23 protein-coding genes are annotated in these 23,378 nt (G+C 58.6%); 5 read left to right on the forward strand and 18 right to left on the reverse strand.

The annotated features are described in order from the left end of the window. Positions 1 to 7: 7 nt before the first annotated feature. The 12 genes from ACHEXK_RS10080 to tssA all read right to left on the reverse strand — a co-directional run bounded on the left by ACHEXK_RS10080 (position 8) and on the right by tssA (position 14,939). On the reverse strand, positions 8 to 2,077 hold the full coding sequence (locus ACHEXK_RS10080; RefSeq protein WP_416545788.1) for a type VI secretion system Vgr family protein: 2,070 nt from the start codon (positions 2,075 to 2,077) through the stop codon (positions 8 to 10). Positions 2,078 to 2,380: 303 nt separating this feature from the next. After that, positions 2,381 to 3,418 carry a hypothetical protein gene (locus tag ACHEXK_RS10085; RefSeq protein ID WP_416545790.1) on the reverse strand — a complete coding sequence of 346 codons (1,038 nt, stop codon included), beginning with the start codon at positions 3,416 to 3,418 and terminating at the stop codon, positions 2,381 to 2,383. Positions 3,419 to 3,438: 20 nt separating this feature from the next. Further along, a complete protein-coding gene (tssH, locus tag ACHEXK_RS10090) occupies positions 3,439 to 6,219 on the reverse strand; it encodes a type VI secretion system ATPase TssH (protein WP_416545792.1) in 2,781 nt (926 codons plus the stop codon). An 11-nt stretch (positions 6,220 to 6,230) separates the two neighbouring features. Further along, a complete protein-coding gene (gene tssG, locus ACHEXK_RS10095; protein WP_416545794.1) occupies positions 6,231 to 7,313 on the reverse strand; it encodes a type VI secretion system baseplate subunit TssG in 1,083 nt (360 codons plus the stop codon). Beyond that, the gene (tssF, locus tag ACHEXK_RS10100) at positions 7,310 to 9,187 is read right to left on the reverse strand and encodes a type VI secretion system baseplate subunit TssF (protein WP_416545796.1); all 1,878 of its coding nucleotides are present in this window, start codon (positions 9,185 to 9,187) and stop codon (positions 7,310 to 7,312) included. The genes tssG and tssF overlap by 4 nt, the downstream gene beginning before the upstream one ends. A gap of 22 nt (positions 9,188 to 9,209) precedes the next feature. After that, positions 9,210 to 9,719: a type VI secretion system baseplate subunit TssE gene (gene tssE, locus ACHEXK_RS10105; protein WP_416545798.1), complete on the reverse strand. Its 510-nt coding sequence runs from the start codon at positions 9,717 to 9,719 to the stop codon at positions 9,210 to 9,212. A 19-nt stretch (positions 9,720 to 9,738) separates the two neighbouring features. Continuing rightward, the gene (locus tag ACHEXK_RS10110; protein WP_416545800.1) at positions 9,739 to 10,581 is read right to left on the reverse strand and encodes a type VI secretion system accessory protein TagJ; all 843 of its coding nucleotides are present in this window, start codon (positions 10,579 to 10,581) and stop codon (positions 9,739 to 9,741) included. Continuing rightward, positions 10,581 to 11,087 carry an Hcp family type VI secretion system effector gene (locus ACHEXK_RS10115; protein WP_416545802.1) on the reverse strand — a complete coding sequence of 169 codons (507 nt, stop codon included), beginning with the start codon at positions 11,085 to 11,087 and terminating at the stop codon, positions 10,581 to 10,583. The genes ACHEXK_RS10110 and ACHEXK_RS10115 overlap by 1 nt, the downstream gene beginning before the upstream one ends. A 59-nt stretch (positions 11,088 to 11,146) precedes the next feature. After that, positions 11,147 to 11,635: an Hcp family type VI secretion system effector gene (locus ACHEXK_RS10120; protein WP_416545804.1), complete on the reverse strand. Its 489-nt coding sequence runs from the start codon at positions 11,633 to 11,635 to the stop codon at positions 11,147 to 11,149. 136 nt (positions 11,636 to 11,771) lie between these two features. Then, positions 11,772 to 13,268, reverse strand: a complete 1,497-nt coding sequence (gene tssC, locus ACHEXK_RS10125) for a type VI secretion system contractile sheath large subunit (RefSeq protein WP_416545806.1) — start codon at positions 13,266 to 13,268, stop codon at positions 11,772 to 11,774. A gap of 45 nt (positions 13,269 to 13,313) precedes the next feature. Further along, positions 13,314 to 13,811: a type VI secretion system contractile sheath small subunit gene (gene tssB, locus ACHEXK_RS10130; RefSeq protein ID WP_416545808.1), complete on the reverse strand. Its 498-nt coding sequence runs from the start codon at positions 13,809 to 13,811 to the stop codon at positions 13,314 to 13,316. 69 nt (positions 13,812 to 13,880) lie between these two features. After that, on the reverse strand, positions 13,881 to 14,939 hold the full coding sequence (tssA, locus tag ACHEXK_RS10135; protein ID WP_416545810.1) for a type VI secretion system protein TssA: 1,059 nt from the start codon (positions 14,937 to 14,939) through the stop codon (positions 13,881 to 13,883). A 315-nt stretch (positions 14,940 to 15,254) separates the two neighbouring features. On the opposite strand from tssA, the gene ACHEXK_RS10140 reads away from it, so the two are divergent. Further along, positions 15,255 to 15,836: an OmpA family protein gene (locus ACHEXK_RS10140; protein ID WP_416545812.1), complete on the forward strand. Its 582-nt coding sequence runs from the start codon at positions 15,255 to 15,257 to the stop codon at positions 15,834 to 15,836. 338 nt (positions 15,837 to 16,174) lie between these two features. Here the strand turns inward: ACHEXK_RS10140 and ACHEXK_RS10145 are convergent, their stop codons facing one another. After that, positions 16,175 to 16,555, reverse strand: a complete 381-nt coding sequence (locus ACHEXK_RS10145; protein ID WP_416545814.1) for an HNH endonuclease — start codon at positions 16,553 to 16,555, stop codon at positions 16,175 to 16,177. A gap of 106 nt (positions 16,556 to 16,661) precedes the next feature. Here ACHEXK_RS10145 and ACHEXK_RS10150 point away from each other — a divergent pair, with 106 nt between their 5' ends. From ACHEXK_RS10150 to ACHEXK_RS10165, 4 genes are all read left to right on the forward strand, one after another. Continuing rightward, positions 16,662 to 16,868, forward strand: coding sequence for a DUF6900 domain-containing protein (locus ACHEXK_RS10150; protein WP_416545816.1), 207 nt, complete (start codon positions 16,662 to 16,664; stop codon positions 16,866 to 16,868). A 233-nt stretch (positions 16,869 to 17,101) separates the two neighbouring features. After that, on the forward strand, positions 17,102 to 17,299 hold the full coding sequence (locus ACHEXK_RS10155) for a hypothetical protein (RefSeq protein ID WP_416545818.1): 198 nt from the start codon (positions 17,102 to 17,104) through the stop codon (positions 17,297 to 17,299). Between the two features lie 10 nt (positions 17,300 to 17,309). Then, positions 17,310 to 17,663, forward strand: a complete 354-nt coding sequence (locus tag ACHEXK_RS10160; protein ID WP_416545820.1) for a hypothetical protein — start codon at positions 17,310 to 17,312, stop codon at positions 17,661 to 17,663. 124 nt (positions 17,664 to 17,787) lie between these two features. Further along, the gene (locus ACHEXK_RS10165) at positions 17,788 to 17,994 is read left to right on the forward strand and encodes a hypothetical protein (protein ID WP_416545822.1); all 207 of its coding nucleotides are present in this window, start codon (positions 17,788 to 17,790) and stop codon (positions 17,992 to 17,994) included. Between the two features lie 2 nt (positions 17,995 to 17,996). Here the strand turns inward: ACHEXK_RS10165 and ACHEXK_RS10170 are convergent, their stop codons facing one another. From ACHEXK_RS10170 to ACHEXK_RS10190, 5 genes are all read right to left on the reverse strand, one after another. After that, on the reverse strand, positions 17,997 to 19,277 hold the full coding sequence (locus ACHEXK_RS10170; protein ID WP_416545823.1) for a site-specific DNA-methyltransferase: 1,281 nt from the start codon (positions 19,275 to 19,277) through the stop codon (positions 17,997 to 17,999). A 548-nt stretch (positions 19,278 to 19,825) separates the two neighbouring features. Continuing rightward, complete coding sequence (locus ACHEXK_RS10175) at positions 19,826 to 20,269, reverse strand: DUF6362 family protein (RefSeq protein WP_416548921.1); 444 nt, start codon at positions 20,267 to 20,269, stop codon at positions 19,826 to 19,828. Further along, positions 20,214 to 20,468 (reverse strand): hypothetical protein, encoded by a 255-nt coding sequence (locus ACHEXK_RS10180; RefSeq protein WP_416545825.1) that lies wholly within the window; start codon positions 20,466 to 20,468, stop codon positions 20,214 to 20,216. Before ACHEXK_RS10180 ends, ACHEXK_RS10175 begins: the two co-directional genes overlap by 56 nt. Before the next feature lie 221 nt (positions 20,469 to 20,689). Continuing rightward, a complete protein-coding gene (locus ACHEXK_RS10185) occupies positions 20,690 to 23,008 on the reverse strand; it encodes a phage/plasmid primase, P4 family (RefSeq protein ID WP_416545827.1) in 2,319 nt (772 codons plus the stop codon). Beyond that, the gene (locus ACHEXK_RS10190; protein ID WP_416545829.1) at positions 23,001 to 23,291 is read right to left on the reverse strand and encodes a DNA-binding protein; all 291 of its coding nucleotides are present in this window, start codon (positions 23,289 to 23,291) and stop codon (positions 23,001 to 23,003) included. Before ACHEXK_RS10190 ends, ACHEXK_RS10185 begins: the two co-directional genes overlap by 8 nt. Positions 23,292 to 23,378 lie beyond the last annotated feature (87 nt).

Genomic DNA, 23,378 nt, shown 5'->3' on the forward strand with positions numbered 1-23,378 from the left:
TGGTCCGTTAACGGTGTGACAACGGGTCTTGCGGGAGTTCTGGTTCGGTGGGCGCATCGGGAGCCGCTGGCGACATCGGCTTGGCGCCACTGCCACTGCCAGCGGAGCCGCCCGAATTGATCTTGACCATGCTCCCGGTGATCGACACGCCCGAAGCGTCGATCACCACCGAGTTTCCGCCCACCTTGAGCGAGAGTTGCGTGCCCGCCTCGATCACCACGTTCATGCCGCCCTTGATGTGCACATTCATGCCCGCATCGGCGGCCATGTTCTGGCCACTCTTCAGGTGCAAGTCGGTGCCGGCCTTGAAACCGATCGTGGTGCCGCTTTCACCCAACAAATCCTTACCGGTTTTCAAGTTGAGTTTGTCCTGCGAAGCCAGCTGCAGGGCATCCCCCACCTTGAGGTGCAGGTTCTTGCCATACGCCAGCTTGGCATCCTTGCCCACCGACAGGTGCCATTCACCGGCCACCTTTTCGTAGCGGTTTTCCTGCACAGTGCGGTGCTCATTCTTGCTGATGCTGCTCTTCAGCGAGTCTTCGACAAATTCGAGTCGGTCTTTCTGGGCATGCAACAACACATACTCGCTGCCAGCCTTGTCTTCAAAGCGCAGCTCATTGAATTCGGCAGCACCGCCCAGTTTGCTGCGGCTTTTCCAGCTGCTGACGGTGGCGTTGGCAGGCAAAGGATACGGCGGCTTGTACTCGGCGTTGTAGACACTGCCGGTGATCAAAGGCCGGTCCGGGTCGCCTTCGAGAAAGTCGACCACCACCTCCTGCCCAATGCGCGGCAGCGACACCATGCCCCAGCCCTTGCCAGCGGCGGGCGTGGCCACGCGCACCCAGCACGAGCTGTTGGCATTGCGTTGACCCTGGCGGTCCCAATGGAACTGCACCTTCACCCGCCCATGCTCGTCGGTCAGGATGTCACCCGCACCGGCATCACCCACCACCATGGCGGTCTGCGGACCGGCCACGGTGGGCTTGTGCGTCAGGCGTGCTGGGCGCAAGGGGGCCATGGCCGGTTGCGCGACAAAGCTGCCACTGAAGCGGGTGTCCAGCGCCTCGTTGGCAGCACCGGCCGACTCGTGCCCGACCTGCGCCATCTCCACCTGCACCGACAACACCGTGTATTCAGCGTTCTGGTCGGGCCGGGGGTGGCCCACCAGGTCCAGCTTGAAACCCGCGGCGATCCAGGGCACATTGCCGCGCCCTTCAAAGCGCGCAGCCCGGCTCTCCCACTCTTCTTTGCGCACGCTGTTGCGGGCTCGCCCGGTGGCCGCATCCTGAAACCCCCCCGGATAATCAAACAAACTGCCATTGGCTTCGGCGTGGTCCCAGCGCGCCTGCGCCTCGGGTGTTTCCAGACGGGTGGATGGGCTCTCGAAATTCCAGTCCGACAAAGCAAATCGCCCCGGCTGGATCTCATGCGTCATGCGCCATTCAGAGACCGAGACCGTCTCCGCCGCCCGGTCTTCGTCACGCATGAAACGCGCCGCCCCCGCGCCACGCACCGGCGCCAGGGCACTGGCAGCATCCACCAGCACCAGGGTGTGGCCATTGGCCGAATGTCTGAAGAAATACGAGATGCCCTCGTCTTCGAGCAAGCGGCTGACAAAGTTGAAGTCCGTCTCGCGGTACTGCACGCAATAGGGGCGCACCGGATAGCGGGCACTGGTCTCATCGACGAAGTTGGCGCTGTGTTCACCAAACACCGCCTTGACGATCTCCAGCGCCGTCTTGTCCTGAAAAATGCGCAGATTGGACGAACGGGTGAGCAGCCACAACCAAGGCCGCAGTGTCAGGCGGTAGCGGTGATAGCGTCCCACATTGCCATCGATGCCAAAGGCCGCACACACCCCATGGAACCAGCGCTGCTGGCCGTCGGTCAGCTGCACCGACACCTTGACCGGTTTGCCCAGCAGGTCGGCAGCGGCAATGCGCGGGTTGGTCGAGAGCGCGCTGAGCTCGTAGTCAAACGGCTGCGAAACGGCCTCTGTGCCCTGCATGGCATGGAAAAGCAGAGCCTCGTCAGACGGGGCTTGCAGTGTGATGGGGCGTTGGGAGGTAACAAACATTGGGTTCTTCACTCAGGGTATTGCGAGGCTGTCGGCCGCAAGTTTCAGTTGGCAGAACACCACCGCATCTGTCCGCTCAGCAGAGTCGGTGAAGCCTTGCCCGGCCTGCCCACAAAATCAGCAATTGATAGGTTCTGACCAGTCGATAGCACGCCTTCTTCAGCCGGCAATAAAACAGGCACAGAAAATCTCGCACAACAAATATCAACAGGATTAGATAATTTGATTTTGAATGAAAAAAATTCTTTGAAAACATGATTTTAACCTTTATTTTAATAATCGAAAATTAAATTTAATTAAATTTCAAAAACTATAGTCATTTAATTCTATTATTTTACTGCTTAAATATTCATTGACGAAATCGTAAATAATGATATTCGGCGGTGAATATCCAGTAATGGCGAATTGTCTTCTAGCTTCATTGACCTTTCTGACAATTTCTGTTTTAAATTTATCACCATATTTTTCGCCAGCAAATTTAAACTCTTCATTAAATTCCATATTTGTTACCAATGCCTCTACAAAATCATAATTGCTATGCAATTTTTCGGTATGAATTTTTATATCACCATAAGTTGAGGTCCAATACAAGCAACTCATATGTGCATGTGAATCTGGCATGTTTAGATGACCAGCATGAATGCTAAAATTTTTCAGTTGTCCATCAATTATTTTCCCCAAAGAATTACTCTTGGAAAATTCACCACAAAAACACAAACCATCCTCAGCCTTACGAAGATCAGCTCCTCCTTTATTTTGATACAAGCGATGCATCCCTTGCAATTGTCCAAAATTCGTTCCATCCAAAGCTGCGCCTTGCACAACAAAGATAATTTTTTGTTTCAATTCTTCAATTCGTCGCACCGCCAAATTACCTTCTAGCTTGCATACGAAATTTTCGTTTTCACCGATCCATTTTTTTAATTTTCTTAAGACACTATGAGCGCTATCAAGTCCAGGATCTTTGAGATGAGATAGACGCGCGATAACAAACTCACTTGAATTAGTTTGTACAAATTTTAGCAATTGCTCCAATATATCATCCATGTCCAAACCAGTACCACCTTGAGAAGTTAACATTCCTGGAGCATGAAATGAAGAATAACTATCAGATTTCTTATCAAATTTCAGGCGAATGTCGAAAAAACGTGATCCCGCTATGGCTTGATCAAAAATGTTTTTATCTTGCGTGATAACTTTAGAAGAATCTGTATGATTACCTATAAAGCCCATTCCAGAATAATGTTCTCTCGCTATACCAGCATCATGACTTCCCGGCAAAACGATGTCACACAATCTTTTTCTAGGATTCAAATTTGCTAAAAAATTTTCAGTGCCCATTTCAATAAATCTCCTACATCTCAAAATGAATAAATGAAATTATTATCATGCGCGATTACTTCAACGCGCTCAATCGCTCGCCCCTCCATCAACCGCCCCAAAAACTCCCGGCTGATGTCTGGCAGCATGGTGTTGGTCAAAATCGCGTCGATCATGCGTCCGCCCGATTCGCTTTCGGTGCAGCGTGAGACGACCAGCTTGACCACGTCGTCGCCATATTCAAACGGAATCTTGTAACGCGCCTCCACCCGCTTCTTGATGCGGTCCAGCTGCAGCTTGACGATCTGGCCCAGCATCTCGTCAGAGAGTGGGTAATACGGGATGGCAACCAAGCGCCCCAGCAGCGCGGGCGGAAAGATCTTGAGCAGGGGCTCGCGCAAGGCCTTGGCCATGCCTTCGGGGTCGGGCATGAGTTCGGGGTCTTTGCACAGGCTGGCGATCAGGTCGGTGCCGGCATTGGTGGTCAGCAAAATGAGCGTGTTCTTGAAGTCGATGAAGCGGCCTTCGCCATCTTCCATGAAGCCTTTGTCAAAGACCTGAAAGAACATTTCGTGCACGTCGGGGTGGGCTTTTTCCACCTCGTCGAGCAGCACCACGCTGTAAGGCTTACGGCGCACAGCTTCGGTCAGCACACCGCCTTCGCCATACCCCACATAGCCCGGTGGCGCGCCCTTGAGCGTGGAAACGGTGTGCGCCTCCTGGTATTCGCTCATGTTGATGGTGATCAGGTTTTGCTCGCCACCGTACAACGCCTCGGCCAGGGCCAACGCGGTCTCGGTCTTGCCCACACCGCTGGTGCCAGCCAGCATGAACACGCCAATCGGTTTGCTGGGGTTGTCCAGTCCAGCGCGGCTGGTCTGGATGCGCTTGGCGATCATCTCCATCGCGTGGTCCTGACCGATCACGCGATGGCCCAGGTGCTCGGCCACCTTGAGGATGGTTTCGATCTCGTTGCGCGCCATGCGGCCCACCGGGATGCCGGTCCAGTCGCCCACCACCGCCGCCACGGCCTGGTAGTCCACGGTGGGCAAGATGAGCGGGTTCTCACCTTGCAGTTCGGCCAGCCGGGCCTGCACGTCATGCAGCTGGGCCATCAGGCCCACGCGCTCGGCTTCATCCATGACCCCGACGGCCCCCAAGGCGGCAGGGCTCGGGCTTTCGGTCTGGGCTTCGTTTTGTGCTTCGTTTTGTGTTTCGGCCTTCGCCGCTGCTTCCAGCGCGCTGCCTGTCCCTTCGACCGGCTGGATCCCGGCGCGCAGGCGGGCACGCAAACCCAAAAGTTGGTCAACCAGGGTTTTTTCGTCGTTCCAGCGGGTCTCCAACGCAGCCAGGCGCTGGCGTTCGGCAGCCAGTTGTGCGTTGGCCTCGGCTTCGCGTTTGGCGGTGTCCACCCCGATGGCTTTTTCGCGGCCGATGATCTCCAGCTCGGTTGTCAGGGCCTCGATGCGTTTGCGGCTGTCGTCCACCTCGGCCGGTACCGCGTGCAGGCTCACAGCCACGCGCGCGCAGGCGGTGTCGAGCAGGCTCACGCTCTTGTCGGGCAGCTGGCGCGCAGGGATGTAGCGGTGGCTGAGCCTGACGGCCGCCTCCAGCGCCTCGTCCAAGATCTGCACCTGGTGGTGTTTTTCCATGGTGCTGGCCACGCCGCGCATCATCAGGATGGCTTTGACTTCGTCGGGTTCGTCCACTTGCACGGTCTGAAAGCGGCGGGTCAGCGCCGGGTCTTTTTCGATGTGCTTTTTGTATTCGGCAAAAGTGGTGGCACCAATGGTGCGCAGCGTGCCGCGTGCCAGGGCCGGCTTGAGCAGGTTGGCCGCATCGCCCGTACCGGCCGCACCGCCCGCACCCACCAGGGTGTGGGTTTCATCGATGAACAAGATGATGGGCTTGGCACTGCCCTGCACCTCGTCGATGACGCTGCGCAAGCGCTGCTCGAATTCGCCCTTCATGCTGGCACCGGCCTGCAACAGGCCCACGTCGAGCGCGCGCAGCTCTACATCCTTCAGGCTGGGCGGCACGTCGCCGCGCGCGATGCGCTGGGCAAAACCCTCGACCACGGCCGTCTTGCCCACACCGGCTTCACCCACCAGGATGGGGTTGTTCTGACGTCGGCGCATGAGGATGTCGACCACCTGACGGATCTCGTCATCGCGCCCGACGATGGGGTCCATCTTGCCGTTGCGGGCCTGTTCGGTGAGGTCAACTGTGAATTTTTTGAGCGCCTCCTGCTTGCCCATGGCCGCCGGGGCCATGGCGCCACTGGCCTCGCCAGGGGCTGCACCACCGGCCTCGCCCCCCGTGCCGTCGCTGGCGCCCAGCCCGTCTTCGGGACTGCCGGCGCACAGCTTGGGCAACAGATCCGAGACATCGGCCTCCTTGAGCCGGTCAAACTGCCGACTGATGGAGACCAGCGTGGCACGCAGATTGCGCGTTTTGAGCATACCCACCAGCAGGTAGCCACTGCGCACCACCTGATCGCCATACAGCAGCGTGCCGTAGACCCAACCGCGCTCGATGGCATCGGCGATGGTTTCGGCAATGCCACTGATGCTGGTGGCACCACGCGGCAAGCGGTCCAGCGCGGCCGTCAAGTCTTTGGCCAACACCGACAGGTCGACTTCGAAATGGCGAAGTACGCGGTGCCAGTCGGAGTCAGGTTGTTGCAGCAGTTGCGCCAGCACATGTTCGAGCTCGACGCTGGGGTTGCCGCGCAGTTTGCAAAACACGGTGGCCCCTTCTACAGCCTTGTAGGTGGCGGCGTTGAGCTTGCCAAAGAGCGCCGCTCGGTTGATTTCTGCCATGGCGGACCTTTCTAGGAAAAAGACGTGGTAAATGTGGTGGACGGCGCCACCGGTGGACGGGGCATCAGGCGCAGTGCAGCGGGCCGGTGCTGCGTTGGTTGGCCAATCCAGCTGGTCCAACCCAGTCGTCCCGCCTGACCCAATCGTGTGCGGGGCACTTGGTCGGCGTCGAGCGCCAATTGCAAGTCCCAGCCCAGTTCGTCACCGACATAGGTGCGCACCAGAGCCTGCACAGGGGGCAGCGCGTTGCCCACGGGCAGCAAGCTCTCAAAGGTCTGCAGGTCGAGAGGCCCGATGTGGATACGCACATGGTGTTGGCGGTCAAACACCGCGCGACCAAGCACAGCACCCGAGCCCAACAGCGCCGTGGCGCGTTGCAAACGCCCCAGAAAACGTCCACCCAAGCGACTGCGCTCAGCGACGGGCAGCGCCATCCATCGACCAGCAAAGGACTCCACCCGGACCGGCCGTCGCAGAAAGCCCGACAACAGGTGCGACAGGCCATCTGCGTTGCGCACCTGGCGCGACAAGACACCGGCAAAGGCCAGCCGCGCATGGTCAGGCGCTGCATCGCGCCCACGCCAGGCCGGGCCACCCACACCAATGAGGGCGCCCACAAAATCGGCGAACCTGTCTTCGCTGGGGCGGTCAAGCTGCGCCACCGGTTGCGCCTGCGCCCAGGCGCGGTAAAACAACAACAGCATGCGGTGGTGGAACACATCGGCAAAGCGCGCCAGCGTCGGGTCTTTGTGGTGCAGCAAGCGCTCTCGGGCTTGCGCCGTCATGTGCAGGGGCAAAGGCCCGTTGGGGCCCCACAGGCCCAGAAAACGCACATCCATGCGCGGCAGGCCACCGGGCGCATCACGGTCCAGGGCAGCGAGCGCCGAGGGCGCAAAGCCCAGGTCGGGCGTCTGGCCCAAGCGCAAAGGCTCGTCGCTAGGACGCCGCGCGCTGCCCAGACGCGGCAGATGTGCATGCGCGGCCTCGATGTGGCGCAGGGCCACAAAAAAGTCCCAGCGCCAGGGCTCACGGGCAATGGCCGCCAGCAACCCATCGGGTGCTGCGCGGTCGAGGTCTGTGGCGTCGTGGCTCATAAGATGGGCCGCTTGCCGCACCGCGGCTGGCCGCTGAGGATTTCACCACCGGTCGATGCGAACAGCCGCGTCTGGGTGAAGCCATTCATGGACACGTGGCGCGCAAAAAAACGTTCGAGCACGCAACCGAGCAAAAAGGCGCTGGCCCCTTCGAATGCGTGCTCGTCCACCTCCACCCGCACATCGACGCCACGACCAAACGCGATGGGGCCGGGCATGGGCAGGCGGCGCACCACTGGCTGTACTCGCACCGAACGCAGCCCATCGACCTGGCGCAGGGCCGCTGCGTCGCCAGCAGGCACATACAGGCGCAAGATCTCACGCAAGGCCGCCGCGCCCTGCTGTTCATCGGTATCGGTCAGCGAGAGGTGGTTCAGCGAGAGCTGGTTCAACAGTTTCCAGGCCACGCTGCCTTCGCGGAGGGCTGACTGCGGACGTGAAGGACCGCGCAACACCGCCAGCGCCTTCACTGGGGCGGCCTGCATGGGCACCAGGTCGCCATTGGCCTGACCCACGGGCATCAGCAGGGGCAGGTCACGGTTGGTGCACAGGGCTTGCACCCCCAGCTGCCGCAAGTCGGCCGCATAAGGGGCCTCGCGGGCATCGACCACGGACAAGAACACCTCGGTACCGATGTAAGAAGTGCGCGTGCCTTCGCGTTGCTGGTGTTGCGAAAGCAGACGAGGCAGCCGCGTCATGGTGTAGTACGCATTGTGGCCACGGGGCTCGGTATGAAAAGCGTTATAGAAAGGCAAGAAGCGCCATTCGCTGGCCACACCGGCCGCATAGCCAAGCACCGAGGTGAGCGAGTGGACCTCAAAGTCCATCGGTCGGCTGCGGTCAGGCACGACTTGGAACTCGGGCTCGCCCGGGTTCACATGGATGCGGTCGCAGCGCCGCTCGAGCAAATTGATGGCAGGCACGCAATGCAGCGCCAGACTGCGGGTATCGACCGCCTGCAGCAAACTGGATTCGACGCGAGAAAAAAGCAGCACCACATCCACTTCGGTCTGTTCACCGTGCGCACGCAAGGCGTCACCCAGACCATTGAGTGTGAAGAACAAAAAACGCTGTGGAAAGGCGAAATATTCCTGCAACAAGCGGTAGCCCTCGAAGCCGTGCAAAGTCTGCGGCAGCAGCGCTTGTTCGTCGTCAAATCCCATGGGCTCGACCGCATCACCATCCAGGGCTTCATGCCAGTCGACAGGACGGCGGGTAGGCAACACCAACACATGCAGGCAGGCACCGCAAACGAGTTCATGCAAGCGGTAAGCCATTTCGTCCACCCCGGCACAGTGCAACTGCAGGTCTTGCAATGCCAAGTCGCCAAACGTCAGGTCGGCGGTGCAGCGCAGCCGCAGCCGCAGACCCGAACGCACCTTGCGTGCCTGGGGCAGTCCCGCCATCGGCAGATCGGCCGCGTGCGTGAAGTATTCGGCCTGTGTGATCTCCAGTGGCCACAAGGGCAAATCGTGCGCGGTGCGAAATTCACAGGCTGTGCCGCCGGCCTTGCCGGCCTGTCCCGCCAGCGCACTGCCGCGCACCAGGCACGGCCCTTTGGCCAGGGCCGGGTCGGCCAGATCGGGCCAGGCCTGCGCGATCAGCATGGCCGGCGTAGGGGTCAGGAATTGGGGGTACACGATTTCCAGAAGACGCTGTGTGAAGCGCGGAAATTCGGCATCGATCTTGAGCTGCACACGCCCAGCCAAAAAGGCAAACCCTTCGAGCAGCCGCTCGACGTAGGGGTCGGCCACTTCCAAGCCTTCAAGGCCAAGGCGAGAGGCAATCTTGGGAAAAGCCTGCGCAAACTCCGCCCCCATCTCGCGCAGGTGACGCAGTTCTTCGTTGTAGTAACGCAGCAGGCGCGGGTCCATGGTGTTGCAGGGCTTGGTGGGTTCAGCGCGCGAGCTCGCGCACGGCCACGCGACCAGTTTCAAGGTCTATGTCGGTGTGCAGCAACAGCTCCAGCGGCAGTGGCTGAGCCCACAACTGTGCGCTGATGCGCAGGCCAATCTCGTTGTGGTGGTCGACCATGTCTTCGTTGACAATGGCCTGCACCTGCAAGGTCTCGGGCAAGATGCGTGGCTCGTGGTCCAGGATGGCCTGGCGCATGCGCCGCTCCACCTCTTGCGGATCGGTGGTGGACAGGGTCTGACCCGCCAGCGTTGGCACGCCGTAGTTGAGCACCGAATGACGCGCGTGTTCGGCGCCTGCAAAATCCAGATCACTGGGCACTGCGGTGTTGAGAAGCCAAACCATGTCGCGCAACACCAGTTCACGCAGGCGGTTCCGGTGAATGACACGCGCATCCACCCCTTCCGAACGGGCATCGGGGGCGTCGTCAAACAGGCGATCCAGCAACGAAGGCTGCAAGCGGTCCTGTTGGCGTGGCGGGGACATTGTCATGGCAAGCAATGGCAGGCGTTCAGTCAGCCATCTGGCGATCGTCTTGAGTCGGCGTGGACCCAGACACATTCAACACCAGTGAGCGCAGATCCATGATGCCCAGTTCTGTGGTGTCCGTCGTCAAGATGCGCTGGCCCAAGCCCCGGTAACTGCCTGGTGCCGTTTCCAACCAGTCGGTGGCCCTGGCCAGCGACAGGGGCGATCCCGCCGCCAGATCGGTGCCCGGGTAGCGCACAGGCAACAAGGCTACCGTGGAGCCCCCGTTGGTGAATTCCAGGGTGGCCGGCATCCACACCGCATCGCGCAGGTCGGCAGGGGCCTCGAGCGTAACCGCGCTCAGGCGCTCAAAAGGCAGCCAGTAGTACTTGCCATTGAGAATGACCTCCAGACAAGGGCCCAGGCGGGTGTCGGCATCGGCCACCCAGCTGAAGGCTTCGCCGTTGATTTGACCGACCGTAGTGGGTGCCAGTTGCAGCGATTGTTCTCGAAGCGCCTGCCCGGCTGCGGCGTCACCAACACCCTCACGCAGCAAGGCCTCGATCAGCAAGGCGGTCCAGGTTTCGGGTTCACCGAACAACAAAGGGGCCTTGCGGCCCGCAAAAACTTCGGTGCGCAGGGCCTCGCAGGCGATGGCCGTCCGGTAGGTTTGCACCATGGGCAAGATGGCGGCATCGAGCTCGAGTGCGGTGTTGAGCTGGTTGAGCGCGCGCTCCCACTGCCCCAGCACGCACATCAGTTGAAACAGAAAAACGCGCAGTTTGGCGTCTTGCGGTTGGGCGCGCACCTGCGCGATCAGCAGCTGCAAGGCCTTCAGCGCGTCGCCATCGTGCAGCGCCTGCTCGGCTGCGCTTGCATTGGACATCAGGTACCCTTTCTAGGGGGGGCACCGGTTTCGGTGCGGAATGTCGAAGCTCCGCCAGCACCGCCGTCGGCCAGCTGTGGGGTGTAACTGACTTCAAAGGTCTTGAAGGCAAAAGACAGGCGCTCGGTCAGCACGGGCGCCCCGGTGTCGGAGACACCCGATGCCACGGCATAGTCTGTGATGCGGGCCATGCCCAGCTTGAGCACCCAATAGGTCAACGGCGCTGCGCCGGCACCCTTGCGCACCGACAGCAGCACTTCCTTGAGGGTATCGTTGCCATCCATCAGCGACATCAGCCCGGTGGAAGCGCGATCGGCCTGTTTGACGACCTTCAGCTCCTGCAGCAGGGTGCGACCACGATGGCCATCCATGGCCGCAGGCGCCGACATGCCCCAGGACCAGTCGATCAACTCGATCTGATTCTGGAAGGCTTTGTCAGTCGACTCGCCCTGCAACACGCCTGAGCGCAGGCTGGTGACCTTCAAAAACATGTCAGAGCGGGCCATGGAACAGATCTCTAATGGGCAACATCAACGGGCTGCCACAGGGCAGCCCGTCACATTCATCAACCGTTGTCGTTCTCGGCGATGTTGTATTTCATGGTCTTGGTGGCGTCGGGTGTGCCATCGGCTTTTTGCGGGGTGTATTCAAATTTCACCTTGGCAAAATTCAGGGAAACGTTTTCGGTCAAACGGTCCTCGCCGCCCGATCCACCGGTCTCCACCGAGGTGATCAGCACCTCTTCCATCTCGATCTTGATGTACTCAATCGGTGCGCCTTTGCCGCCCGCCTTGCGCACCACAAGATTGGCTTTGGGGTAGTGCTTGCCATTGCTGCAGGCTTCCAGCAGCGCATGCGAAGCCGAATCTACATACTTGGAAAAGCTCAAATTCCGAACATTCGCCTTGCCAGCACCACCCCCACGCCCTGAATGCGTGGTCCCGGAATTACTCAACCCCCAATTCCAAGACTTAACATCGATCTCATTGGTGTGCTTCTTGTCGGCCGACTCGCCTTTGATGTCGCCGATCTTCATGAACATGTCAACAGCCATAACACTCTCCTAGATGCCCCGACTCTGCGGGCGCTGACCGCTGCAATCAATGCCCTCCGAAGAGGGCACCCTCCACCGTGCAGCCGACGATGGAAGTGAGAAAAACTGTGTGTGCCTTGCCGTGCCCGACGATCTGTCAGGCGGCCTTGGCCGAAGGCAACTTGGAGACCAGGCGCAGGGAGACCGTCAGGCCCTCCAGCTGGTAGTGCGGGCGCAAGAAAAACTTGCTGCTGTAGTAGCCCGGGTTGGCGGGGTCTTCCTCCACGATGACCTCCGCCGCAGCCAAAGGCTTGCTGGCCTTGGTGCTCTCGGACGAGTGGGCCGGGTCACCATCGACGTATTGCATGACCCAGGTCGACAGCCAGCGCTGCACTTCTTCGCGCTCTTTGAACGAACCGATCTTGTCGCGCACGATGCACTTGAGGTAGTGCGCAAAGCGGCAAGTGGCAAACAGGTAGGGCAGACGTGCGGCCAAACGTGCGTTGGCGGTGGCATCGGCATCGTCGTACTCGGCCGGTTTGTGCAGGCTTTGCGCACCAATGAAGGCGGCAAAGTCGCTGTTTTTGCGGTGCACCAGGGGCATGAAACCGTTTTGCGCCAACTCGGCCTCGCGCCGGTCTTCGATCGCAATTTCGGTGGGGCATTTCATGTCCACCCCACCGTCATCGGTGGGGAAAGTATGTGTCGGCAGGTTCATCACCGAGCCACCACTTTCGATGCCACGGATGCGGGTGCACCAGCCGTACTCCTTGAAGGAGCGGTTGATGTTGGTGGCCATGGCGTACGCGGCATTGGCCCAGGTGTATCTCGAATGGTCAGCACTGCCTGTGTCTTCTTCGAAGTTGAAGGCGTCTACAGGGTTGGTCTTGGCACCATAGGGCAGGCGCGACAAAAAGCGGGGCATGGCCAGACCGATGTACTTGCTGTCTTCGCTTTCACGCAGGCTGCGCCAGGCCGCATAGTCGGGCGTGGTGAAAATCTTGGTCAGGTCGCGTGGGTTGGACAGCTCTTGCCAGGAATCCATCTGCATGAGCGTGGGCGATGCGCCCGCGATGAACGGGCAATGTGCGGCTGCGGCGATCTTGGCCATCTCGGCCAGCAATTCCACATCGGGTGCAGACTGATCAAAGTGGTAATCGCCCACCAGGCAGCCAAAGGGTTCACCACCAAACTGGCTGAACTCTTCGGCGTAAATTTTCTTGAACAAGGGGCTTTGATCCCAACTTGTTCCTTTGTAGCGCTTGAGCGTTTTACCCAAATCTTGCTTGGAGACATTGAGCACACGGATTTTCAGTTGCTCATCGGTCTCGGTGTTGTTGACCATGTAATGAAGGCCGCGCCAGGCACCTTCGAGCTTCTGGAAGTTCTCGTGGTGCAGGATCTGGTTGATCTGCTCAGACAACTTGTGGTCAATGGCAGCGATCATGGCTTCAATGCTGGCCACCACATCGCCCGAGATCAAGGTCGTCTGAGACAAGGCCTGTTGCGCCAGGGTGTGCACCGCTGACTCGACCGCACTCTTGGCGTCGTCAGACTTGGGTTTGAATTCTTTTTGCAGCAGGGATGCGAGGTCGTCACCTTCTAGTGTGACGCTGGCAAGTGCGGCTGATGCTGCGGTTTGGGTTTCGGCCATGGTCAATGCCCTTAACTTTGAAGTGATGGTGGAAGAAATTGAAAATCAAACAGCGTCTGACTTGGCTGATGCAGCCAGCGAGGCCAAAAGTGCGGGGTCGTTCATCAGCTTCCCGATGAGCTCTTCGGCCCCGCCTTTGCCGTCCATGTAGGTGACCAAATTGGCCAGCTGCTGGCGTGCCTCCAGCAGCTTGGCCAGAGAGTCCACTTTGCGGGCCACCGCATCAGGCGAAAAATCGTCCATGTTTTCGAAAGTGATGTCGACACTCAAATTGCCTTCGCCGGTCAGTGTGTTGGGCACCTGCATGGCCACCCGCGGCTTCATGGCCTTCATGCGGGCGTCAAAGTTGTCGACATCGACCTCCAGGAACTTGCGGTCCGCCACCGGTGCCAGTGGGTCGGCAGGCTGACCCGACAAGTCGGCCAGCACCCCCATCACAAAGGGAAGCTGGACCTTTTTCTCGGCCCCATAAAGCTCGACGTCGTATTCGATTTGTACGCGTGGCGCCCGGTTGCGAGCGATGAATTTCTGGCTACTGCTCATGAAAACTCCTTTGGAAGTTGGAGGAACCGCACCAAGTGCACGGGTCTGTTGAGGAAGGTTATGAGGGCATCACTCTTGCCATGACGAACCCGGCAGTTCAATGGAATCGGGGTCCACCCCCACCACTCGGGCTACCTCGCTCAGGGCCTCGGGTGCCAGGATCTTCATCAGTTGCAGGAAGTTGTGACTGATCAACTCACGTCCACGCCGCAAGTACAGGGGGGCTGGATTGGAAGGTTCGGTGCGTTCGAGAAATTCGCACACCAGATCGATCGCACGGATCGCCTCTTCGCGCGAACGGACACTGCCTGACAAGCCTTGTCCTGCTCGCGCAATCGGCTCGCCGCCGTCTTCAACGGCGTGATTGCCGTTGACGGCATCCTCGGCCATGTCATCGTCCCGGGACGGCAGCAGGGCCGTCACCGCTTTCAACAACGACAGCACAGGATCCAGCGGCGGTGCATCATCCCCCAGCCGCTCTTGCATCTCATGCACCAGTGCATGCGCGGCAGCTTGGGCTTGTTCGCACCAACTGCGCACCTCAGGTGCTTTGCGCACGGCATCGGCCAACATGCGCCCCAGCACGGCAGAAGAAATATCCGGATCACCTTCGTAGGCAGACGACAAGCCAACAGCCACCTCAACAGAGCGCCCTGTGATTTCACCCATCGAACGGTCAGCAAAAATGCGCGCCACACGCAGATCACCCAGCAGGCCTTCGACGTCCGCCAGAATGCTGAGGGCGTTGACTCTCCCGTAAAGATCGCCATCATCTGGGTCTGGCAAGGGATGAACATGGTCCCACTGCTCGGCCATCAAACCCTGGATCAGCGCCAAACCAGGGGCGATGGCTGGCCAGCCATGAAGGCGAACCATCCCGCGCCCCCACATCACCGCCACACGCAAGTCTCTTGACCTGTCCAGAATGGCCTCGGCCATCTGCACCACGGCCGACCAATCGGGTGACTCTGCTGGTGCAAACTGGGTTTCAGCCTTGCCTGCGGCAGCCTGAATCAATGCCAAGAAATCGTTGTCGTACTCAAGATCTGAACCACAAGGCGCGTCCGTGCTGACCGGACTTTCGCACCAGATCTTTGTCCTTGCGTTGATGTCCTCCAAGTCAATCATCTGGCGTTTTTTCCGGTGATTCGCAAAGGTTTGCTTTGGCCATGCGCCATGAATTTTTCAAATTCATTTCTGGCTCGCACTCTAATTCAGTCCACATCAGAAAACCGTCAAAAAATGACCGTCAAAAAGAGCAGCAGATTTTTAAAGCAAACCCCATCAACTCAGAAATTCGCCTCAAAGGGCGTGAAGGATTCTTCATAAGAGGCCTATAGTTTTATCAAGGACATCCCGTAGTTTTTCAACACTCTTTTTTCAAAGCTGCGCGTTTTTTTGGAAAATCAACACTCAAGTTAAATGCTGAATTTGGAGGATCCCATGAAGCCATTTCCCGTCAGTTATTCCATATTGCAGAAATTAATGTTTTTTGTTTTGCCTCTGACATTTGGCTGCGCAATGGCAGAGCCGTTGTCCCGACTCAAGGCTTCAGATGTTGTAGAAATAGGCAACAGTCCACTCGATGCGCAATCTGTGGCTGAAGGATTATTTCCAGAAGATGCGTGTGAGCAACTCAAAACCGCTGGCTTCAAGTGCATGGGCTTCCGCCCTGCCGTTCGGTATTCACTACCCACCACCAGCTTTCGTTTAGGTTCTGCGACCTTACCCGATGGCTTGAAATCGCAACTCGAGGTTTTTGCAGAGGTTCTTCGCAACAAGCGAGGAAACAACAAGCTTGTTCGCATTGAGGGCCATGCCGATGCTTCAGGATCTGCCGAAGCCAACTTGGCTCTGTCTCAACGTCGTGCAGAGGAAGTCAAGCGTTTTCTTGTTGAACGTGGTGCTGATCCAGCCATGTTACGGCCCGAAGGCCATGGTGCGTCAACTCTGCGAAATAGCCAAGATCCGACCTCTCAGGAAAATCGACGTGTTGAAATCGGACGTGCAGATCTTCAGGAGTGATCTGCAGACTCTCTACCTTGATCCAGACGGATGATCGCCGAGTCTTTTGGCCTTCTACGCCAGGCAACCTTGCCCCCTCAGGCATGACAAGCCCTCTGGAATGGGCTCGTGGTAATTGGTTCGGCATGGCTGCAAGGTCCCCTTGATCTGCTTGACTTGAGTCGGCAGTGGCTTGCGTCCGCCCATAAATCACCCGCTTGGTTTGATGTTCATCTGATGCACGGCCTTTGCTGCGCAGGTTTGAGGGATACCCCCCTTGTTCAATTTGCACGCACAAAAATTTGCGCAAGCCCACGCATCTTGGGCGCCAGTCTGTAGAGATTCAGCCCCCCTACCCCTCAGGACGGGGCCTGGTTGCGCAGGGATGCCGTCTCTGAGGCGGTCTTGGCGTTGTGACAGGGCACGCACAGGCTTTGCAGGTTTGAGCGTTCAAAGCGCTCACCGCCAAGCTTCACCGGAACGATGTGATCGACCACCTTGGCTGGCTGGAGCACGCCCTTGGCCTGGCACCTGCAGCAAAGCGGGTTATCCCGTAGCACCGCTGCACGTGTGTTGCGCCATCTGGCCGATTGATAGAAGCCCAGCTCGGTATCGAACCCACGCCGCGCACGCCCGTACTCACGGTGCACTTGGGGCTGGTGATGGGTGCAGTAGCCGGGCACGTTCAGCACCTGCGCGCAACCCGGATATCTGCATGGAGTAGGCGCACTTCGCGGCATCTCAATCGGCTTTCAAGGAATAAGCGACAGCTCGAAAAATTGACTTGGCTTCATCTTGATTCAGAGCGTCAATCCATCACATTGGATTAACGAAAGGAATCACCCAATGAAACAAAACAAGTACCTGAACAAGCTGCTGGAGCAGATCGCCAAAGAGCACTTGTTCATCGAAACGCTGGAGACCCAGAACCGTGATCGCCTGGACTTCCACGACGTCGCAGTCTGGTCGATCAAGGGCGCATTGGAGGCTGCTTACGCCGCGGGGATCGAAGCAGCAAAAAACACATCAACAACATCGAAAGGCAAGCAATGAAACTCACGGACAAGGGAGGCGATTACTGGGATGGCCGGTTGTGCGTGATGGTGCGCGCACCTGGCCGCCCCTACTTGTTTATCGATCCATCCGGAGGAGACAGCGTTCGCTACCTCGCGCGTCTGGGCTGATCAGTCACAAATAAGCAACTGATCAGAAAGATTAGATGAATCGCTTTACTTCATCCCCAAGTAGAGCGTTCATACAGACATCGCCAGACGGAGAACACAAAGATGAACCAAATCGATCAAGCCAAACAAACCACGCAGCATCTGCGCCAGATGTCCAAGCCTGAGGTGTTCCAACTGTGGACTCGCAAGTGCCTTGGCCGCATCCACAGCGCTCAGATCAAAGAACAGCGAAAGGCCTGGATGGTTTACGACATCGTCCGTAGCCAATATGGTGCCCCTATCGCAGACCAGGTCGCTTGAGGAGAACAGCATGATGCTCAGCACACAAAACGAATCCTGGGGATTCTGGGGAACGATGGGCGGTCACGCCAGCGTGGCCTGGCCTGTTGCCATGCAACAGATCGCCGAGATCACAGGCGAACCTCCTGAATCAGTCCGGGCATTTCTGGACAGCAAGCAAGGCAGGCACTTCGCCGATTCAGTCCAGGATGGACTTGCCAATAGCCTTGCGATCGATGCCGCTGTCGCACAGGCCATCGCCAAATGGATGGGTTGGAAAATCGGCCGCATAACAGCAAGGGAGACAGGCATTCCAAGGGGCTTGCCTTACCTGACCGGCTTTGTGATTCACGCCCAGCTCATTGAAGAACTACTGGCCGCTTAAGGCAAGCGCTAGGTCGGTCATTGAATCCGTTGGCAATACGCGACTGATCAGAAAAATTTGATGAATCGCTTTACTTCGTCCCCAAGTAGAGCGTTCATACAGTCATCGCAACAAGGAGAACCAAATGGCAGCCATCAACACCACAACGCAAACCGAAAACAACTACGACCGCTTCATCGCCGAACTGACCGCCCTCACCCGCAAATACGGGGTGGCCATTCAATCGGTCGGGGGCGTGTACCTGGCTGACGAGCGCGGCGAGTTTGACAAGCTAACCTACAACGCCGACATCACGAGTGGCGACCTGTACCCGAATTTCTCGGGCAACTGAGATCAGGCACTAGCCACCGCAGGGGCATCCTGCCCCTGTGCAATAGCTGCACTGATGGCCAGCTCACCGAATTTCACGCCATCGTCCTCGCGCACCGCCTGCTGGCCGGTGTAGTCCTCCCAGCGTTTGATGATCACATCCACGAACTTGGGATCGAGCTCAATGAGGCGAGCCTGACGCCCGGTCTTTTCACTGGCGATCAGGGTGGTGCCCGAACCTCCAAAGAGGTCCAACACGATGTCCCGGCTCTTCGATGAATTCTTGATGGCCCGCTCGACCAGCTCGACCGGCTTCATGGTCGGGTGCAGGTCATTGACCCGGGGCTTGTTGTAGTTCCAGATGTCTGACTGGTCCCGGTCGCCGCACCAGAAGTGGTCCGTGCCCTGTTTCCAGCCATACAGGATGGGCTCGTACTGGCGCTGGTAATCCGCGCGCCCAAGCGTGAAAGTGTTCTTGGCCCAGATGATGAACGTGGACCACTTGCCACCTGCCTTGATCCAGGCCTTTTGCAGGGTGTGCAGCTCCGAGGAGCTCATGCACACGTAGCAGGCACCCTTGGTGACCAGGAGCAGATTCAAGCAGGCGTCGTAGAGGAACTGAAAGAACCCCTCACCCAGATCGTCGTTCATGATGCGCCGGTCTTTGCCGCGCATCTTGTCCTTGGCACTGTTGCCGTAGTCCACGTTGTAAGGCGGATCGGTGAAAGCCATGTCGGCCAATTGGCCACCCATGAGGCGCTCCACATCCGACAGGATCGTTGAGTCGCCACAAAGGAGGCGGTGGTTGCCGAGAATCCACAAGTCCCCAGGTCTGGAAACAGGATCTACTGGTGCTTCTGGGATTGCATCATCCTCAGTCAAACCACCGCCTGACTCGTCGCCGTTGAGCAGCTCTTCGAGCTCCTTGTCGGTGAAACCCATCAGGTCCAGATCGAAGTCGGCCGCTTTGAGCTCGGCCAACTCGAGTTTCAAGAGATCGTCATCCCAGCCAGCGTTCTCGGCCAACCGGTTGTCGGCCAGGATGTAGGCCTTCTTCTGCTCGGGCGTCAGGTGCCCCAGCTCAATGACCGGCACCTCCTTGAGACCGAGCTTGCGCGCAGCCATCAAGCGACCGTGGCCAGCAATCAAGCCCTTGGCACCGTCCGTGAGGATCGGGTTGGTCCAGCCGAACTCGGTAATGGAGGCCGCGATCTGGGCCACCTGGGCATCGCTGTGGGTTCGGGCATTGCGTGCGTAGGGGACGAGCACGTCCACTGGGACCATTCGGATCTCAGGATGATTCATAGGGGTGACCGGTAAAATCGCACTCAAAACGAGAATGTTCTGCAGTGCAAATCAAAGTAGTTCGCGGGGTTCTGGCCCGCAAAAGCCCGACTGAGGCCACAGCATCCGGAGCAGGCTTTACGCCGCTGGTTGCTGGGACTTACGAAGTGGGATCAGAAATTCATAGCCGTCTGGAAGTTCTCCGCGAGGGAAAACCGACTGTGTACCTGCCGCTTGAAAAGCTGGCGGAGTACGAGGCAGCAGGAGAAATCGAAGTTCATCGATAGGAGTCGGACAACAGTCAGTAGACGTCGATGTCATCGACTGTCTTTGACTCTTTCTCAACTTTTTTTCGACTGTTTCCGGGAAGTTTCGAGGCGTCATCGACTGTGTGCGACTGTCATCACTGTCTCTGCACTCGTTTGTCCACCGTAGATGAAAATGTAGCTGCAAATCGCCGAAATGTTGCAGCGTGTTTTGGCCCCAAAAACCGCGTATTCACGTTTGAACGTCAATAGCGCCGCGCATGACCGCCAAAACACGCTAATTTCCTCTCCAGATGACAGGCCTCACTTTTTGAGTGACTGAGCCTGCCGATTGAGCAGATCTGCCACCACCTGAATGTCCCGCTTCCAGCGTCTCCACGCCGTGGTGCGGTCACAGGCAAAGCGCTTGCTGATTTCCACCCAGTCAAAGCGTTTGGCCCGCATCCACACGAGGTGCCGCTCATCGAGCTCGAGCATCTGCACCCAACGCATGACTTCGAGCATGCGCTCCACATCCTGAGGGGACGGGGGCGGCAATCGGTACACCTTGTGCGGATCCGGGTAGGCGTCACTTGGCAGGATCACGATGGGCCAAGTGCTGGCGTAGCCCTGCACCATCACGCGTGGCAATCGCCTGGCGGTTCTAGCCGCATCGACAAATCGGTCTGCCACCGTCTCGACTGTCCAGACTTCAACCATGGCCACCTCCCGTGGGGTGGCCCTGGCCTTGGCCTTGGCCTTGGCCATGGCCATGGCTTTGACCATAGAGCCGCTCGCCAATGCTGCGAATGAGCTGGCGCTCCAGAAAGTCCAGGCGCTCGTCCTCATCCGAGATGACCAGAATGTGTTGCTCGCGCCATCCTTGGCGCTTGGTTGCCTCGACATCCATGGGCGTGGCTTGCATGCGCCCAAGGGGCGATGGGTAACGTGCTGGAGGGATCTTCATACCTGCCCTCCAAACGAAATATTCCGGTGCGCCGCTGGGAAGTCAAAAGCGGACTTGTCCGGTTTTGACAATGGGACTGACGCTTTTGCCGCACTCAAACATCTATGACTCTTATCTGTATACGCGTATACGCGTAAGGAACAAATGTTCAATAGAGTCAGTTGTGTCAGAGAACTGGCCATCAGCTTGATTTTTAAAGTCTTTTTCATTGGTTTTATCTCTCAATCGTCGTTGTAGGGGTAGGCGCGCGAAGGCAGCGAGGTGGGCTGTTTGAGGTCAAGGCCCACATAGCCACGCACGCCCATGGAGTTGCGCCACTTCTCAAGACGCCTGGTCAACAAGGCATCCGAGAACCTGCGCTGGGTGCCCACGTACTCACCACTGAGCTCGGCCCACTGCTTCCAGTCGTTAAAGAGCGTGGCCGTGAGAGCCTTGTGGCTGGGCCCTTGGTTGCAGCGCTCAGCGATCCACCTGCCCATGGCGTCCTCGGCCTCGAAGTACTCCTCGGTCGCCTCGGCCACGCTTTGGGGCTGCTTGAGTCCCAGCTTCTTCCACTGCAGGCAGCCCTCCAGCGCCCAAGCCAAAATCCCATCGCGCTCGGCAAGAAGCTTCTCGGTCAGGAGCGGATCACGCTTTTCTGGAGGGACCGTGATCGTGAAGGGGATCAGGTGCATGCGGCGGCGCATGGCCTCATCGATGTTGCGGATCGCGGGTTTGTGGTTACCGGCAATCAGCAGCTTGAACTGCGGCCTGTAGGTGAAGAAGTCCTGGTGCATCAGGCGCGCCGTGATGTCGTCACCACCCGTGATCGCCTTGATCTTGGACTCGTTCCAGCGCCTGCCCTGCTCGGTTTCTGTCGCCGAGACGAAGCGGGCACCGCGCAGACCGGCCAGATCGGTGGGGTGACGATCGGTGCGCGACTCCATGAAGGTGTCCATGGGCGCATTGGCCGCATAGTCGCCCAGCACCGTGGAGATCACGTTCACGAAGACCGACTTGCCATTTGCCCCCGTGCCATAGAGGAAGAAAAGCGCGTGGGTGCTCAAGTCGCCCGTGAGGCAATAGCCCACCACGCGCTGGAGGTAGTCCTGCAGCTCTTGATCGCTACCTGTGACGTTGACCAAGAAATTTCGCCAGACCGGACATTCGCCTTGTGGCGTGGCCGTGGTCACCTTGGTCATGCGGCGATCGCGGTCGTGCGGTCCACGCGCGCCGGTTCGCAGGTCCACAATGCCGCCGGGCGTGTTGAGCAGCCAGGCATTGGCATCCCACTCGTCAACAGTGGCGCTTTGCCGGGGGTCAGATCGCACAAGACGCTCTACGGCCGAGATGGTGGCTGCACTGGCCATGCGGGCTTTCATGCGCGGTGTCTCTGCAAACATGGCGGCGCTGCGGCACACCGTGCGGCTCAGGTGCATGATGTAAAGCTGCTTGTCCACGTTCCAGCGCACGCCATTCCAGACCAACCATTTGGACCACGGGGCGCAGTAACGCCAGTCTTCGGCGAACTGGTGCGAGAACGCCAGAGCCAGCCCATCTTCGGTGGAATAGTCGATGCCCTCGATCGGCATGGCGATATCGTGTGCGCCGAATTCACGCGTGATCGGCACACGCTCGCCCACGGCCAGAAACCCGGCAATGTCAAAGCCATCGGTCAGTGCATCGGCCACATCCCAGCCTTCGGGCTTTTCTGCGGGAGGCTGCAAGATGGCGCATGACTTAGCCCCTGCTTGCAAGATGGCCTGCGAGGCACGGTCCGCGTACAGCCAACCGGGCTTATCCCGGTCGGGCCAGATCAGGACGTGCTTGCCCGACAGCGGCGACCAATCGGTTTTCTCAACGGGCGCATTGGCACCGTGCATGGCCGTGGTGGCACACACACCGAATTCGAGCAGGGCCTGGGCGCACTTTTCTCCTTCGACCAGCACCACCTGATCGGCCTTGAGCATGCCGGGCTGGTTGTACAGCGGACGTGGTTCGGGCGGTGTCATCTTGCGGCGACGCACATCCCAAGGTCTGAACTCCTTGCGTCCAGGCTCAGGGTCATGCCGGTACACCACAGCAATGAGCTTGCCGCTGGCGTCCTGGTAGTCCCACTTGGCTGTGGGCGGCCCCAGCTCATCGACCACTGGGGCCTTGGCCTTGCTTGCAGCCAAAGCACTGGGCGGCATGGCCGAGAAGCGGCCGAGCCATTCCCGGGCTTTCTCCAGCACCTGCGGGAACTGCGTCTGCACATTGAGGCTGTAGTAACGGGCGATCAGATCGAAGATGTCTCCGCCCTCGTCAGTGGCCCGATCTGTCCACAGCCCGGCCTTGGGGCCAGAGAGCAGCAACTCCAGGCTGTCGCCGGGACCACCCATCACATCGCCCACCAGGTATTTGTTCTGACGGCGCTTGCCCGAGGGCCAGATATCCACAACCAGGAGGGCCAGCTGGTCATTGAGGGCTGTTCGGATTTCGGATTTCTCTCGATTGGCATCGGAGGCATCCCCCGCTGCACTGCGCGTGTTCGATGTGGGTGTATCGTTGAAATCAAGCATGCGCACCTCCCCCTTGGAGAGCTGCGTCTTGTTCTTCAAGCAGCTTGTGGGCATAGGCAATCTGCCACTGGTGCAGCTCACCCAATCTGAAGCGGACCAGTCGATTGACGCAGTAGAACGGCAACCCCAGGGCTTTGCGCTTTGCAGTTTTGGTGAAGTAGTACAGCGGCAGGTTCAGTGCCTTGGATGCACGTTTGGCTGTGAGCAGCGGCTCATCGCTGAAGTCGTTCTCGCTCGCTGCTTTCAGGCTCAATGGCGAAGCCAAAGATTCAGGTTCATTCATGAAATAGTCTCCCCTGCAGGTGATCTGTTTCACCCGCATTGGTTGGTAGAAGTTGGAATCCGCAGGACGCTGCATCCTGCGGTGGAT

It is taken from the genome of Limnohabitans sp. DCL3 (genome assembly GCF_048019295.1).
Lineage (GTDB): Bacteria > Pseudomonadota > Gammaproteobacteria > Burkholderiales > Burkholderiaceae_C > Limnohabitans_A.